Origin of the sequence: Novosphingobium sp. 1529 (assembly GCF_040544855.1) — a bacterium.
GTDB lineage: Bacteria > Pseudomonadota > Alphaproteobacteria > Sphingomonadales > Sphingomonadaceae > Novosphingobium > Novosphingobium capsulatum.
Map to the genome: position 1 here is coordinate 79,575 of NZ_JBEPKW010000012.1, position 15,370 is coordinate 94,944.

Annotated in this window: 15 protein-coding genes; 9 read left to right on the forward strand and 6 right to left on the reverse strand. The window is 66.2% G+C overall.

Going from position 1 to position 15,370, the window contains the following annotated elements; translation table 11 throughout:
• Positions 1–35: 35 nt before the first annotated feature.
• The 7 genes from ABIC78_RS18380 to fghA all read left to right on the forward strand — a co-directional run bounded on the left by ABIC78_RS18380 (position 36) and on the right by fghA (position 8,769).
• Entirely contained in the window at positions 36–1,073 is a 1,038-nt protein-coding gene (locus ABIC78_RS18380) for a DUF1338 domain-containing protein (protein ID WP_354491220.1), read from the forward strand.
• Positions 1,074–1,159: 86 nt separating this feature from the next.
• A complete protein-coding gene (locus ABIC78_RS18385; protein ID WP_354491222.1) occupies positions 1,160–2,380 on the forward strand; it encodes an aspartate aminotransferase family protein in 1,221 nt (406 codons plus the stop codon).
• Positions 2,380–3,390, forward strand: a complete 1,011-nt coding sequence (locus ABIC78_RS18390; RefSeq protein ID WP_354491224.1) for an arginine N-succinyltransferase — start codon at positions 2,380–2,382, stop codon at positions 3,388–3,390. The genes ABIC78_RS18385 and ABIC78_RS18390 overlap by 1 nt, the downstream gene beginning before the upstream one ends.
• 5 nt (positions 3,391–3,395) lie before the next feature.
• On the forward strand, positions 3,396–4,805 hold the full coding sequence (astD, locus tag ABIC78_RS18395; protein ID WP_354491226.1) for a succinylglutamate-semialdehyde dehydrogenase: 1,410 nt from the start codon (positions 3,396–3,398) through the stop codon (positions 4,803–4,805).
• A 63-nt stretch (positions 4,806–4,868) separates the two neighbouring features.
• Positions 4,869–7,472 (forward strand): HWE histidine kinase domain-containing protein, encoded by a 2,604-nt coding sequence (locus ABIC78_RS18400; RefSeq protein WP_354491228.1) that lies wholly within the window; start codon positions 4,869–4,871, stop codon positions 7,470–7,472.
• Between the two features lie 74 nt (positions 7,473–7,546).
• Complete coding sequence (locus ABIC78_RS18405) at positions 7,547–7,927, forward strand: VOC family protein (RefSeq protein WP_354491230.1); 381 nt, start codon at positions 7,547–7,549, stop codon at positions 7,925–7,927.
• The gene (gene fghA, locus ABIC78_RS18410) at positions 7,924–8,769 is read left to right on the forward strand and encodes an S-formylglutathione hydrolase (RefSeq protein ID WP_022677206.1); all 846 of its coding nucleotides are present in this window, start codon (positions 7,924–7,926) and stop codon (positions 8,767–8,769) included. The genes ABIC78_RS18405 and fghA overlap by 4 nt, the downstream gene beginning before the upstream one ends.
• 48 nt (positions 8,770–8,817) lie before the next feature.
• Here the strand turns inward: fghA and nusB are convergent, their stop codons facing one another.
• From nusB to hisG, 3 genes are read right to left on the reverse strand one after another with little or no spacing between them, the layout of a single operon-like run.
• On the reverse strand, positions 8,818–9,267 hold the full coding sequence (gene nusB / locus ABIC78_RS18415; RefSeq protein WP_054132157.1) for a transcription antitermination factor NusB: 450 nt from the start codon (positions 9,265–9,267) through the stop codon (positions 8,818–8,820).
• A complete protein-coding gene (gene hisD / locus ABIC78_RS18420) occupies positions 9,264–10,553 on the reverse strand; it encodes a histidinol dehydrogenase (protein ID WP_354491232.1) in 1,290 nt (429 codons plus the stop codon). The genes nusB and hisD overlap by 4 nt, the downstream gene beginning before the upstream one ends.
• Complete coding sequence (hisG, locus tag ABIC78_RS18425) at positions 10,553–11,227, reverse strand: ATP phosphoribosyltransferase (RefSeq protein ID WP_062785185.1); 675 nt, start codon at positions 11,225–11,227, stop codon at positions 10,553–10,555. Before hisG ends, hisD begins: the two co-directional genes overlap by 1 nt.
• Positions 11,228–11,282: 55 nt before the next feature.
• Between hisG and ABIC78_RS18430 the strand changes: the two genes are divergently transcribed.
• A complete protein-coding gene (locus tag ABIC78_RS18430) occupies positions 11,283–12,332 on the forward strand; it encodes a DUF2332 domain-containing protein (RefSeq protein ID WP_354491233.1) in 1,050 nt (349 codons plus the stop codon).
• Here the strand turns inward: ABIC78_RS18430 and ABIC78_RS18435 are convergent.
• Together ABIC78_RS18435 and ABIC78_RS18440 are read right to left on the reverse strand one after the other, a co-directional pair.
• Positions 12,323–13,630 (reverse strand): low temperature requirement protein A, encoded by a 1,308-nt coding sequence (locus ABIC78_RS18435; protein WP_354491235.1) that lies wholly within the window; start codon positions 13,628–13,630, stop codon positions 12,323–12,325. The genes ABIC78_RS18430 and ABIC78_RS18435 overlap by 10 nt on opposite strands.
• Positions 13,627–13,899 (reverse strand): BolA family protein, encoded by a 273-nt coding sequence (locus ABIC78_RS18440; protein WP_062785183.1) that lies wholly within the window; start codon positions 13,897–13,899, stop codon positions 13,627–13,629. The genes ABIC78_RS18435 and ABIC78_RS18440 overlap by 4 nt, the downstream gene beginning before the upstream one ends.
• A 39-nt stretch (positions 13,900–13,938) precedes the next feature.
• Between ABIC78_RS18440 and ABIC78_RS18445 the strand changes: the two genes are divergently transcribed.
• Positions 13,939–14,529: a J domain-containing protein gene (locus tag ABIC78_RS18445; protein ID WP_028658100.1), complete on the forward strand. Its 591-nt coding sequence runs from the start codon at positions 13,939–13,941 to the stop codon at positions 14,527–14,529.
• A 21-nt stretch (positions 14,530–14,550) separates the two neighbouring features.
• Here the strand turns inward: ABIC78_RS18445 and ABIC78_RS18450 are convergent, their stop codons facing one another.
• A complete protein-coding gene (locus tag ABIC78_RS18450) occupies positions 14,551–15,219 on the reverse strand; it encodes a class I SAM-dependent methyltransferase (RefSeq protein WP_237741071.1) in 669 nt (222 codons plus the stop codon).
• Positions 15,220–15,370: the final 151 nt, after the last annotated feature.

Genomic DNA, 15,370 nt, shown 5'->3' on the forward strand with positions numbered 1-15,370 from the left:
CGGCTTGGGACGATATTAGATCGAAAGAGCGCATGATGCAGAACTTGGCAACCATCGAACAAACCGGTGCTGCGGATCTTGTTGAAAATGTCCTGGACCATGCGACTGCGGCAAAGATTCGTGCGCTGGCTGCCCCGATGGTGCCCACCGGTGGTCATGCCCCGGTCAACGGTATCGATGCCTTGCGTTTTGCCGAGGCGCTCAATCTCGTGCTCTTTGCCGATCTTTTGAAGCGCGTGCCCGAAGGCGCCGAATATGTGGACGAATGCGTGGCCCAGGGCCGCCGCATCGTACTCGATCATGGCGCGCTGCGCACGGTGCTGCTGCCGCAGGGCGCGCGTTGCGCCATGCCGCAGGGCGTGGAAGCGTTCCGCCGCGTGCTCGAACCGCTCGGCTATATCGAGGTGGGCATCTATCCGCTGCCGCGTCTCAAGATGACCGGGCACGTGTGGTGCCATGCCAAGCTGCCCGAAACCATGCCGCAGTTCTTTGTCAGCGAATTGCACGTCGATCAGTTCTCGCCTGCTTTTGCCAAGGCGGCGGTGCGCGTGTTCGGCCCGGCGCTCGATCGCCTCGATGCCGCCACGGCGCAGGTGCTGTCGCGTTTTGCCGCCGGTGGCAGCGTGCCGCAGGACGATGCCGTGGCCGCCCTCAAGGTGGTGATGGGCCTGTTCGATCGCCAGCACCCGGTGCCGTTCGAAAGCGACTATGAGATCCTGCGCGCCGAAAGCGCCGAAGCCGCCTGGATCGCCACCGAAGGCAATGCCTTCAACCACGTGACCGATCGCGTCACTGATGTGGAGGCAACCGCGCAGGGCGAGCGCGTGGCAGGCCGCAGCATCAAGGACAAGGTGGAGGTGTCCGCCTCGGGCCGGGTGCGGCAGACCGCGCTGCGCGCGGCCCAAGTCAAGCGCTCGTTCCGGGCCGAGGATGGCACGCTGACGGCGCAGACCGTGCCGGGTTCGTTCTTCGAGTTCATCACGCGCCGGGCCGATCCGGCCACGGGCAAGCTCGACCTCACGTTTGACAGCGGCAATGCCACCGGCATCTTCAAGATGACGGCCGCCGCCTGAGAGTTTGCCCCCGTGCCATGGCGCGGGGGCGGTTCATTCATAACAACAACACCAGTTCCGCATCTCGATTGCGGGGAGAAATCGTCATGTCTCAAGCCTTGATGCCGCTCTATGCCCGTGCCCAGATCGAAGTGGAGCGTGGTGAAGGTGTGTGGCTGGAAGCGCGCGACGGCCGCCGCTTCCTCGATTGCGTGGCGGGGATCGCCACGTGCAGCCTGGGCCATGCCCATCCCGGGCTGGTCGCCGCGCTCACCGCGCAGGCGCACAAGCTGTGGCATGTTTCCAATATCTTCCGCATTCCCGGCCAGGAAGAACTGGCGGAAAAGCTGACCGGCGCCACCTTTGCCGATCTGGTCTATTTCGCCAATTCCGGCACCGAGGCGGTTGAAGCGGCGCTCAAGACCGCGCGCCGCTATCACTTTGCCAAGGGCAATCCCGAGCGGATCGACGTGATCGGCTTTGCCGGCTCGTTCCACGGGCGTACCTATGCGGCGATCAACGCCTCGGGCAATCCCACCTATCTCGAAGGGTTCGGCCCGCGCCTGCCCGGCTTCCACCAGATGTCGGTGGATGACCTGCCTGCGCTCGCCGAAGCGATTGCCCGCCCCACCACGGCGGCCGTGATCGTGGAGCCGGTGCAGGGTGAGGGCGGTGCCCGCGCGCTGTCGGGCGAATTCCTGCTGGAACTGCGCCGCCTGACGCGTGAGCACGGCGTGCTGCTGATCCACGATGAAGTGCAAAGCGGCATGGGCCGTACCGGCAAGCTGTTTGCCCACCAGTGGTTCCCGGGCGCCGAGCCCGACATCATGGCGATTGCCAAGGCGCTGGGTGGCGGTTTCCCGATCGGCGCCTGCCTGACCAGCGCTGAGGCGGCGAGCGGCATGGTCACCGGCGTGCATGGCACCACCTTTGGCGGCAATCCGCTGGCCATGGCCGTGGGCCTGGCCGTGTTTGACGTGATTGCGCAGGACGCTGCCCTGGCGCATGTTGGTGCGATGTCAGATCGCTTCTATTCCGGTTTTGCCGCCTTGGCGGCGCGCTATCCCGATCAGATCGTGGAAACGCGCGGCAAGGGGCTGCTCATGGGCCTCAAGCTCCATGCCAACAACCGCGAGGTCATGGCCCTGGCCCGCGAGCATGGCCTGCTGGTGGCCGGCGGCGGCGAAAACTGCGTGCGCATGTTGCCTTCGCTGTTGATCACGGCGGAAGAAGTGGATGAAGCGCTTGCCCGCCTCGATGCCACGCTGGCTGATGCGCGTGCACGCGGCTGGGGCCAGGTGGATGCAGCCAGCGCGGTGGCGGCCTGATGCTGGTGGTGCGGCCGGCCGGGCCGCCCGATATCGATGCGCTGCTCGATCTGGCGTTTCTTTCGGGCAAGGGCTTTACCAGCCTGCCCGAAGACCGCGCCGTGCTGGCCGAGCGGCTGGCGCTTTCCGCGCAGAGCTTTGCGCGAGAGGTGTCGCCGCAGCACGCCTGGTACACGCTGATGCTCGAAGACACCGAAACCGGCGTGATCGAGGGCGTGGCCGGGATCAAGGGTGCGGTAGGGCTCGACCGGCCGCACTTTTCCTTCCGGGTAATGACCCTGGCGCAGTATTCGTCGGCAACCGGCACGCGGTTCGATCACCAGGCGCTGGTGCTGGTCAACGAATGCACCGGATCGTCGGAAGTGGGATCGCTGTTCCTGCGCCCGCGCAAGCGGCAGGGCGGGGCGGGATCGCTGTTGGCCCGGGCGCGCTATGCGCTGATCGGTGCCAACCGTGATTTGTTTGCCGCCACGATCATGGCCGAACTGCGCGGCTGGTTCGACGAGCGCGATGAAAGCCCGTTCTGGCACGGCATCGCCGCCAAGTTCTTTCGCCTGCCGTTCGAGGACGCGGATCGCATGATCACCGCCACCGACGGGCAGTTCATCCTCGATCTGGCGCCGCGCCATCCGATCTACCTGGAACTGGTCGATCCCGCCGCGCGCGAGGCAATCGCCAAGGTTCATCGCCACGGCGCGCGCGCGCTGGCGATGCTGGAAGACGAAGGCTTTACCCGTTCGGGCCTGATCGACATTTTCGATGGTGGCCCCACCGTGACGGCGCCGCGCGACCAGATCCGCACCGTGCGCAATGCGCAGACCCTGCCGGCAGCGGCCGGCGTGGTGGAACCGGCGGCCGACGAGCGGCTGCATCTGGTGGCGGTGCCCGGCCTTGCCACGTTCCGCGCCACGCTGACTCCGGCCCGCATCACCGATGATGCCCTGGTCGTTCCCGAAGCAACCCTGGCCGCCCTGGGCATCCGCCCGGGTGACCCTCTGATCGTGAGTTGATTGCCGTGACCCAAAGGCTCCAGTCGTTCGATCCGGCCCATGGCCGCGTGGTGTGGGAAGGCGAAGTGGCCGACGAGGCGGCCTGCGCCGCTGCGCTGGCCAAGGCACATGCCGCGTTCCCGGCCTGGGCACGTACCCCGCTCGAAGAGCGCGTGGCGATTGCCGAGCGTTATGCCACGCTGGTCAAGGCCAGCCCGGCGCTGGCCGAGCTGATTTCCGCTGAAACCGGCAAGCTGCTGTGGGAAACGCGCACCGAGCAGGCCTCCATGGCCGGCAAGGTGGCGGTGTCGATCGCGGCGCAAGCCGAACGCACTGGTTCGCGCAGCGCCGACATGCCGTTCGGCAGCGCCACCCTGCGCCATCGTCCGCACGGCGTGATGGCCGTGCTGGGCCCCTACAATTTCCCCGGCCACCTGCCCAACGGCCATATCGTGCCGGCGCTGCTGGCCGGGAACACCGTGGTGTTCAAGCCTTCGGAACTGACCCCGGCAACGGGCGCTGCCATGGTGGGCCTGTGGCGTGAAGCCGGGCTGCCCGATGGCGTGCTCAATATCGTGCAGGGCGGGCGCGAGACGGGAGAGGCGCTGCTCAAGGGGCGGATCGACGGGCTGCTGTTCACCGGCTCTGCCGCTGCCGGGCAGATCTTCCGCCGCCAGTTTGCCGATCGCCCCGATGTGATCCTGGCGCTGGAACTGGGCGGCAACAATCCGCTGGTGGCCTGGGATGGCGAGCCGGCGGCGGTGGCCAGCCTCATCGTCCATTCGGCCTTCGTGACCAGCGGGCAGCGCTGCTCGTGCGCGCGGCGCCTGATCCTGCCCGAGGGGGCATGGGGTGACGCAGTGATCGCGGCACTGGTCGATCTGGCGCAGCGCCTGCCGATCGCGGCGTGGGACGAGCCCGGCGAGGCTTTCATGGGTCCGCTGGTGGGCGATGCCCAAGCCCGCGCGGCCCGTGCGGCGGTGGCAGACCTGGTGGCCGCCGGCGCCCGGCCGATCCTGGCCGAAGCCGTGCAGGAAGGACGGCGCGAGGCATTCTTTGCGCCGGTGATCCTCGATGTGACCGGCCTTGCCGTGCCCGATCGCGAGGTCTTTGCCCCGGTGCTGAGCGTGCGGCGCGTGGCCGATTTTGCCGCCGCGCTGGGCAGTGCCAATGATACCGCGTTCGGCCTGTCGGCCGGGCTGGTCTCGGCCGATCCCGCGCTGTGGGACGAGTTCCGCCTGATGGTGCGTGCCGGCGTGGTCAACTGGAATCGCCCGACCACGGGCGCTGCGGCCAACATGCCGTTCGGCGGGCTGGGTGACAGTGGCAACCACCGCCCCAGCGCCTATTACGCCGCGGATTATTGCGCCTGGCCGATGGCCAGTTTCGAGGCGCCGGCGATCGCGGCACAGCCGGTGCCGGGCATTCCGTCATAAATTGCAAAAGGTGCCGAATATTTTCGGCACCTTTTTTCCCATGGTGCGTTATCTGCGCTACGGATGACCCACCATACTGAATCGAACGGCCAGGTTCCTGCCGAGCAGGCGGAAGCCTTTGCTGTAGATCTCAGCAATTGCGATCGCGAGCCGATCCATATCCTGGGCATCATTCAGCCCTTTGGATTTCTCGTCGCCATCACGCCCGATTGGATGGTTGCGCGTGTTTCCGAAAACATCGAACAGTTCACCGGCATGGCCGCGCACGACGTGCTGGGCCAGCCGCTGACCCATCTGCTAGACCGCGAGGCAATCCACACCATCCGCAACCGGCTGACCACGCTGCGTGGCGCCGATGCGGTAGAGCGGATTTTTGCCCTGCCATTGCTGGCTGGGCAGCCGCCGTTCGACGTGGCGCTGCATTTCGCCGGCCGCGAGATCGTGATCGAGGCCGAGCCGGCAGCGCTGGAGCCGATCGAGGCGACCTCGGTGGTGCGCAGCATGATCGGCCGGCTGCAACAGGTGGAAGGCCTACCCGCGTTCCTGCGGGAAGGCGCGCGCCAGGTGCGGGCGATCACCGGGTTTGACCGGGTCATGGTCTATCGCTTCGATGCGCAGGAATCGGGCGAGGTCGTCGCTGAATCCGCGCGGCATGGCATCGACAGCTTCCTGGGGCTGCACTATCCCGCCAGCGATATTCCGGCCCAGGCGCGCCAGCTCTATCTGCGCAATACGTTTCGCGTGATCGCTGACGTTGGGTCTACACCGGTGCCCCTGGTGCCGCAGCGCGATCCCGATGGGCTGCTGTTGGACCAGTCGTTGTCCGTGCTGCGCGCAGTGTCGCCAATCCACATCGAATACCTGCACAACATGGGCGTATGCGCGTCGCTGTCGATCTCGATCGTGGTGGGCGGCAAGCTGTGGGGGCTGTTTGCCTGCCATCACTATTCCCCGCGCCTGCCCAGCATGGCCGCACGCAGCGCGGCCGAACTGTTTGGCCAGATGTTCTCGCTCATGCTCGATGCGCGGGAAAACGCCCAGGCTCGCGAGTATGAAGCGCGCGGTCGCGCCGTTACCGATCGCTTGCTGGCCACCGTGGCGCAGGACAATGACCTGCTCGACAATCCGCAGTGGCTGGCCGACGTGATCGGCGATGCCATTCCCGCCGATGGCATCGGCGTGCATGTGCGCGGGCAGACCTCGCTGGTGGGGCTGACTCCCAATGACGACCAGTTCGACAGCATCGTGCGCCTGCTCAACCGGGTCTCTTCCGGGCAGGTCTTTGCCACCGAGACGATTTCCAAGCTGCTGCCAGCCGCGGCCGATCACGCCGATGTGGCGGCCGGCATGCTGGCGATTCCGCTGTCGCGCGAGCCGCGTGACTATATCGTGCTGTTCCGGGCAGAACGCCTGCGCGAGGTGCGCTGGGGCGGCAAGCCTGAAAAGCAAATGGTGCACGGCCCCAACGGCCCGCGCCTGACCCCGCGCAAGAGTTTCGAGGCCTGGGCGCAACTGGTAAAGGGCACGTGCCAGCCGTTTACTCCGGCCGAGCGCCGCGTGGCCGAAGCGCTGCGCGTGGGCATGCTGGAAGTGCTGGTGCGCCTGGCGGAAACCGCCGGGGTGGAGCGGGCCCGTGCGTCGGAACGGCAGGAACTGCTGATTGCCGAACTCAATCACCGCGTGCGCAATATTCTTTCGCTTATCCGCGGCCTGATCGCGCAGACGCGCGACGGTGCGGCTGACGTGACCGGCTTCATCTCGACGCTCGATGATCGCATCCGCTCGCTTGCCCGGGCGCATGACCAGATCACCGCCGATCGCTGGGGGCCGGCGCGGCTGGCTGACCTGGTAGAAGTGGAAGCTGGCGCCTATCTGCGCGCGCAATCCGAACGCGTGGTGGCGCAGGGCGAGAACGTGCTGCTTTATCCCACCGCCTACGTCACGATTGCCCTGGTCATCCACGAATTGATGACCAATGCCGTGAAGTATGGTGCGCTCGCTGGGCACGGCACGGTGCACATTTCGTGGGAGCGTGACGGCAGCGGCGGTCTCGTGCTGGATTGGCAGGAACGCGATGGCCCACCAGTGGCGCCACCCACCCGGCGTGGGTTTGGCAGCACGATCATCGAACGCTCGATCCCCTATGACCTGGGCGGCACGGCCAACATCGCCTATCTTGCGCCCGGCGTGCATGCCCGCTTCACCCTGCCCGAACACTGTGTGGCGGGGGTAACGGCGGCGCGGCACAGTGGTCCCACGCCGATCAGCCTGGGCGGGGCGACCACCCCGCTGGACGATTGCAACGTGCTGCTGGTGGAAGACAGCATGATCATCGCGCTCGATGGCGAAGACGCGCTGCGCGAACTGGGCGCGGCGGCGGTCAGCACTGCGCCGACCGTGCGCGATGCGCTGCGCCTGCTGGAGCGGAACGAGTTTGCCTTTGCCCTGCTGGACTTCAACCTGGGTGTGGATACCAGTGCGCCGATCGCCGATCGGCTGACCGAACTGGGCGTGCCCTTTGCCTTTGCCACCGGCTATGGCGAAGGCATTGGCAACGAACGCTGGCCCGGCGTGCCGGTGATCAACAAGCCCTATGGCCTTAAGGAATTGCGCGCGGCCGTGGGCCAGGCCCAAGCCGTGCGGCAATCACCCCACGCGGGCACTTGACCGGCAGGGGCAGGGCCGGGCACACCGCCCCGCGATGCGGCGCATGGGGCGCTGCACCGGGAGAAGAGACGCCCATGTTCAGCCACCTGATGATCGGCACGAACGATATCGACCGTGCCAAGACCTTTTACGATGCCACCTTTGCCACGTTCGGTGGGCCCCAGGGCATCGTCGATCCCAAGGGGCGGCTGATCTATGTGCACAACGGCGGCATCTTCATCCTGACCAAGCCGATCGACGGCCAGCCGGCGACGTGCGCCAACGGCTTTACCGTGGGCTTTGCCATGACTCCGGAACAGGCCGACGCCTGGCATGCCGCCGGCATCGCCCATGGCGGCAGCGCCTGCGAAGACCCGCCCGGCGTGCGCAATGGCACCCCCTATTACCTGGCCTATCTGCGCGATCCCGATGGCCACAAGATCTGCGCGCTGCACAACTATGGCGCGGTGCAATGACGCTGGAAACGGTTTCCACCACCAAGGCCCATGGTGGCGTGCTGGGCGTGTACAAGCACGCCTCGGCCGCCACGGCCACGCCGATGACCTTTTCGGTATTCGTGCCGCCCCAGGCGCAGGCTGGGGCCAAGCTGCCGGTGCTGCTCTATCTCTCCGGCCTGACCTGCACCCACGCCAACGTGACGGACAAGGGCGAATATCGCCGCCTCTGCGCCGAACTCGGGCTGATCTTCGTGGCGCCCGATACCTCGCCGCGGGGCGAGGACGTGGCCGATGATCCGGCCGGTGCCTATGACTTTGGCCTGGGCGCGGGCTTTTACGTCAACGCCACGCAAGAGCCTTACGCCGCGCATTACCGCATGTGGGACTATGTCTCGCAGGAACTGCCGGCCCTGCTTGCCGCGCATTTCCCGGTTGATATCGCGCGGATGGGCATCACCGGCCACTCGATGGGCGGTCATGGTGCGCTGACGCTGGGGCTGACCTATCCCGAAACGTTCAAGTCGCTTTCGGCCTTCGCGCCGATCGTGGCGCCGGGGCAGGTGCCCTGGGGCCACAAGGCGCTGGGCGGCTATCTGGGTGACGATCGTGCCGCATGGCGCGCGCATGATGCCACCGCGCTGGTCGAAGACGGCAAGCGCCCGGCGGGGGCCATCCTGATCGACCAGGGCGATGCCGATGGCTTCCTGGCCGAGCAATTGCGGCCCGACCTGTTCGCCACGGCGTGCGAAGCGGCGGGCGTTGACCTCACGCTGCGGCTGCAGCCGGGCTATGACCACAGCTACAACTTCATTTCCACGTTCATGGACGATCACCTGCGCTGGCACGCAGAGCGGTTGTAAATTGCCCTGCACCCCCTCCCCATCGGCGATGGGGAGGGGACGGGCGTATTATTTGCGCACGTCCTTGGCCACGGCGTCGAGTACGCCATTGGCAAACTTGGCCTCGCGCGCGTCGAAAAAGGCGTGGGCCACGTCGAGGTATTCGCTGATCACCGTGCCCACGGCAATGTCGGTGCGGGCCAGCAATTCATAGGTGCCGCAGCGCAGGATCTGCAGCATGGTCTTGTCGAGGCGGGCCAGCGACCAGCCCTGGGCCAGGCGGCCCTGGATCAGCCCATCGACTTCCTCGCGGCGGGCGATCACGCCCTTGACCACGTCATCGAAGAATTCGACGTCGGCCGCGGCATATTCCACGTCTTCGATTTCCGCGCCCAGCCGGTGCTGGTGGAACTCGTCGAGCAGGAAGCGCAGCTCGGTGCCTTCCATATCCACTTGGTAAAGCGCCTGGACAGCGGCGAGCCGCGCGGCAGAGCGGGCCTGGCCCTTGCTATTCGTCATATTCCCAATCTCAGTTCGATCGAGCGGGCGTGGGCGGCAAGCCCTTCCGCATCGGCAAGCGCAATGGCCGCCGGGCCAACTGCGCCAATGGAAGCATCGCTCACGGCAATGAAGCTGGTGCGCTTCATGAAGTCGAGCACGGAAAGCCCCGAGGAAAAGCGCGCACGGCGCCCGGTGGGCAGCACGTGGTTGGGGCCAGCGACATAGTCGCCGATCGCCTCGGGCGTCATGCGGCCCAGGAACACCGAGCCGGCATGGCGGATCTGGGCAAACAGGGCATCGGGATCGTCAGTGGCGATCTCCACATGCTCGGCCGCCAGCGCATTGGCGAGGGCGGGGGCCTCGTCGAGCGATTCCACCACGATCACCGTGCCGTGGGTTTCCCAGCTGGCCTTGGCCACGCGGGCCGTGGGCAACAGGGCGATTTCCACGCCGACCATGTCGACCACCTGATCGGCAAAGGCGGCATCGTCGGTGATCAGGATCGCCTGCGCGGCCGGATCGTGCTCAGCCTGGCTCAGCAGGTCGGCAGCGATCCACTGCGGATCGTTCTTGGCATCGGCGATCACCAGGATTTCCGATGGCCCGGCCACCATGTCGATCCCGACCACGCCGTAAAGCTGGCGCTTGGCTTCGGCTACCCAGGCATTGCCCGGGCCGGTGATCACGTCCACCGGGCGCATTGTCTTGGTGCCATAGGCCAGCGCTGCCACGGCCTGCGCCCCGCCCACGCGCCACACTTCGTCCACCCCGGCCAAGTGCGCGGCGGCCAGCACCAGCGGGTTGATCTCACCCTTGGGCGTGGGCGTGGTGACAACCAGCCGGCCAACGCCCGCCACCTTGGCGGGGATGGCATTCATCAACAGCGACGAGGGATAGGCGGCGCGGCCACCCGGCACATAGAGCCCGGCCCCATCCACCGCGCGCCACTTGGCGCCCAGGCGCACACCGGCCGCGTCGGTATAGTCGCGGTCCTGTGGCAATTGTGTCTCGTGATAGGTGCGGATGCGCTGTGCGGCCAGTTCCAGCGCGGCGCGCAGATCGGGCGCCAAGGCATCGAACGCCTCGCGGCAGGTGGCGGCATCGATACGCCAGCCATTGCCCTGCGGCAGGTGGCCATCGAAGCGCTGGGTATATTCGGCCAGAGCTTCATCGCCGCGCAGGCGCACGTCCTCGATGATCGTCTGCACATCACGGCTGACATTTTCGTCGCTCTCGCGGCGGTCTTTTACCAGCCGGGCAAAGCGCGTGGCGAAATCGGCGTCGGTCGTCTTGAGGCGGAGCATCAGGCGGCGGCCTTTCGTGCGGCAACTTGCGTGCGGAACGCATCGACCAGCGCGCCCAGGCGGGCGCTGTCGGTCTTGAGCGCAGCGCGGTTGACGATCAGCCGCGCCGAAATCTGCATGATCTGGCTGGTTTCGACCAGGCCGTTTTCCTTGAGCGTGCGGCCCGAGGAGACCAGATCGACGATGCGGCTGGCCAGGCCCAGTGACGGCGCCAGTTCCATCGCGCCATTGAGCTTCACCACTTCGGCCTGCACGCCCATCCGTTCGAAATGGCGGCGGGTGAGGTTGGGATATTTGGTGGCCACGCGGGCATGGCTTTCCCGCTGCCAATCGCCCTGGCCCAGGCCGCCGACCGGCTCTGCCACCGACAGGCGGCAATGCCCGATATCGAGATCGACCGGGGCATAGAGATCGGCATAGTCGAACTCGTCTATCACGTCTGATCCCACGATGCCGGCCTGCGCGGCGCCATGGGCAACGAACGTGGCAACGTCGAACGCGCGCACGCGGATCAGCGTCACATCGGGCCGGCTGGTCGCAAAAGACAATGCGCGCGAGGACTTGTCGAAGAACGCAGCCTCGGGCACGACGCCTGCTTGTTCGAGCAAGGGCAGCGCCTCATCGAGAATGCGGCCCTTGGGCAGGGCGAAAACGAGCGGGGTGGCGGTGGTCATGACGCCTTCGCCCCTATGGCAAGCGCGGGAAAAGGGCAACCTCATGGCGTCGATCATGGATATCGCTTCTGTCGAACAGGCCATCGCCTGGCAGGCAGACCACGCCGCGGCCAATGGCGCCCCGGCCACGGGGCGGGTGGTGCGGGCGCAGTTGCCCTTGTTGACATCGGGCGGCGCGGTGGGCGCGCGCATGGCGGCCTGGCCGGGCAAGCCCTTGGAAGACGCGCTGCCGCTGCGCCTGGCCGGAGGGCTGCACAATCTGGTGCTGACCGGTGCCGACATGCGGCTCGCGGCGGTCTATCGCGGGGAATTGACCGACCAGGTCGCCATCGATGCGCTGGTCGGCGATCTGGTGGATTGCTTTGCCACCCGCCTGCTGCCCTGGCTCGACGGGCCACCCCAGACCAACGAAGCCGGCCGTTCCGCTTCGATCATGGCCGGGCTGCTGTGGCTCTCGGCACGGGTGGGCCCGCGCTTCGTGCTGCACGAACTGGGCGCGAGTGCCGGGGTCAACACGATGATGGATCGCTTTGCCTTTGATTTGGGTGGCACGCAGGCCGGCCCGGCTGATTCGCCGTTGCATCTCGCGCCCGAATGGCGCGGCACCGGGCGGCCGCCGCAAGTTCCGGTCGATGTGCTGGCGATCGCCGGATGCGATCGTGCGCCGATCGATCTGGTTGATCTCGAGCAGGCGCTGCGGCTCAAGAGCTATGTCTGGGCCGAGATGACCGAGCGCATTGCGCGGCTGGACGCGGCAATTGCCCTGGCGCAGGCACGGCGGCCCGATCTGGTGGCGATGGATGCGGCCGACTATGTCGATGCCGTGCTGGCCGCGCCGCAGCCGGAAGACAGCACGCGGGTGATCTATCATTCCATCGTCTGGCAATATCTGCCGCCCGCCACGCAAGCGCGCATTACCGCCGGGATCGATGCCGCCGGCCAGCGCGCCACGATGGGGCGGCGCCTGGCCTGGCTGTCACTGGAAACCGATCGTGCCACGTTCCGCCACGAATTGACCGTGCGGCTGTGGCCCGATGGCGGCGCACCGGTGTGTCTGGCCGCCGCCCACGCCCATGGCGCCTGGGTGGAATGGCTTCAGCCCTGATCCTCGGCCAGGGCGCTGCCGTGGTGATGGTATGATGCCCATTCCCATACCGCCACCACCAGCAGCGCCAGGACCGTGGCGCCCACGAACACCGGCGCGGGCAGGGGAAAGGCCAGGGTCAGTGCCGCCAGCACGATCAGCAGGCCACCGCCCACCCAGTGTGACAGCGGAAAATTGCCGTGCGGGCTGGATGGCCGCTTGAACAGCCCGGTGCCGGCCAGGAACACCAGCAGCCCCCCGGCCTGGGTGGCAACCAGCGGCAGCTTGGCCGCGGCCAGCGGCGCATCGAGCAGCAGGGCATCGGCCACGGCGGTGATCACGATCCCGCCCACGATCGGCATGTGCAGATAGGTATAGACGCTGCGCGCCACGCGGCCGGGCTGCGCATGCTGGGCAATGTGCCGCGCGCCGCGTTCGGCACCCAGATCGAAATAGATCCACCACATCAGTGCAGACCCGGCAAACGCCAGCACGAAGGCCAGGCTGCGGGCCAGGTCGGCGGTTTCCTGGGCAAAGCTGGTGCCGGTTACCACCACGCCTTCGCCCAGCGCGATGATGATGAACAACGCGCAGCGTTCGGCCAGGTGGCTGCCGGAAATGTCCCAGTCTTCCGGCTGCGATCGGCCCATGCCGGGCACGGCAAAGCCCATGAACGGTCCGCCGTAATCGACCGTGAGCGCCAGCGCCCACAGCCCCAGCCGCACCAGCGGGGCATCGACCAGCGCGCCGGCCAGCCATAATGGGGCCGAGGCGACGAACCACAAGGTGATGCGGATCATGTTGCGCGCGCCGCTGCCACGCCAATGTTCCTGCCGGCTCTTGGCCATGGCCCATGCGACAAACCCGCTGCGCCCGATCTGCACCAGGCAATAGCACGCGGCAAACAGCATGGCATCGCCACCGCCGCCAGCGTCGAATGCGCGCGGCATGGCCACGGCCAGCCCCAGGCTGGCCAGCATCGACAGCAGCAGCATGATCCGCACCGGGCCCCTTTCGGGATTGGTCCAGTTGGCGGCCCAGGCGGTGAACATCCACGCCCACCACACCGCCAGGAACAGCACCAGTGCCTCTGCCAGGCCAGCCGCGCCCATATGGTGCAGCACATGATGGGAAAGCTGCGTTACGGCAAAGACATAGACCAGGTCGAAAAACAGCTCGAGATAGCTGACCGGGGCGTGTCCGCCCTCGTGATTGCGCAAGAGCGTGGCTGGCGCGGGCACCCCATCGGTCTCGGCCTTGGGGGCGGGCTTGCCAGCCTCGGCAATCGCCTCGGCTTCCTGCTTGGCCTGCTCGCTCATTCGCCCGGCGCGCGGGCGCGAATCGCTAGGGCGTGAACCCGCTGGCCCGGCAGATCGCCCAGGGCCTGGTTGACCAAGCGCTGGCGTTGCAGGCGCGACAGGCCGGCAAAGGCTGCGCTTTCGATCTCCACCGTAAAGTGCGATTCGCCGGTGCCGTCGTCACCCAGATGGCCGCTGTGGCTGGCCGAATCGTTGATCACCGCCAGATGCGTGGGGGCAAGGGCGTCCACAAGTTTACGTTCAATTTCCTGGGCGATCGGGCCGGTCATCTCTTTCCTTTCGGGTTGGCACGCACCATGTGCAATGGCGTGAAGCATGACAAGTTCCATGGCCGCGTCACGGATACCGGGCGCCAGTGCAGTGCCCCGGGGTGCGATGCGCCGGGGGAATTTCGTGCGCCCGGCGTGCGGCCTTCCGGGTTTGACGGGCCTGGCGATTACCGCTGGTTCTGCCTTGACCATATTCGCGCGTTCAACGCCGGCTATGATTTCTTTGAAGGCATGAGCGCCGATGAAATCATGGCCGCGCAATCGCCGCTGGCCGGATGGGATACCCACACCCGCGCGTTCCGTCCCGATGCCGGCATCGACCAGGCGCCACGCTGGGGCGATTTTGCCGATCCGCTCGAAGCCATTGCCCAGCGTGCCCGCGCCCGCAAGATGGATCACCAGGCCGCCCAGGAAGCGGCCCGGCGCGGCCTGACCCCGGAAGACCGCACCGCCTACGAAGCGCTGGGCCTGGGCTTTGACGCCGACCGCCACACCCTGCGCCGCCGCTACGCCGATCTGGTGCGGCGCTATCACCCCGATCGCAATGGCGGCGATCGCAGCCTGGAAGATAAGCTGCAGCGCGTGGTGGCGGCCTATGATCACCTGCGGCAATCGGCCGCGTTTCGCTAGTAGCTGGCTGTGAAAACGCGCTCAGGCCGGCTTTTCCAGCATGGCCAGCGCCTGCCAGAAAGCAGGGTGGTTGCTGTCGTCCAAGCCGCTGGTGAAAACAGGCGGGAGAAAACCCACGTCTTTGGCGAAACGGGCGATCCAGTCCCGGTGCAAAAAGCAATCCAGTTGTTCCGCGCGTTCCCCACGGCGCACGCGATCCACGCAGGCATTCCAGATCCGGTCATGGGCCGGTTCGGCCAATTCCAGGAATGAAAACACCAGTTTGCCGCCAGGTTTGAGCGCACGAAAGCTATCTTCGATATAAAGATATGATTCGGTTGGATAAAGATGTGTGAAGACCGACCAGTTGAAAGTCATGTCCAACGATGAATCCGGCGCCACGATCGTTGGCTTGTAATTGATGATGGCCTGATAGGTGGGGCACTGCCTTTGCAACTCCTGCAAAAGCTCGGGAACGACATCGGCGCCGGTATAGTCGCCCTGCCATCCAGAGCGTTGCAGTGCTTGGGCGGTTCGCCCGCAGCCACAGCCCAGATCATAAATGGCCATGCCGTCACGCAGGCCGTAATGGCGCAACACCGCGACATGGCCATCGCCCTGTGCGACGAAATTTTCCATCGTTTCTGCGCCGATGGCCTGGGCAAGAGCAAGGGAGCGCTCTTGTGGCATGGCCTTCAGCTTCTTTCGCACCACTCTTTGGTAATCGCGAATCGAATGGCTGGGTTGCGGTTTGGAACGTGACCGAAACAGCAATCGCATCTTTGTACTGTGCCCCCAAAATCAGTTTCGGGACACTGGCCCAAGTTGCGCTTTGTGCAAAAGAAAATCTTTGGGATTGAAC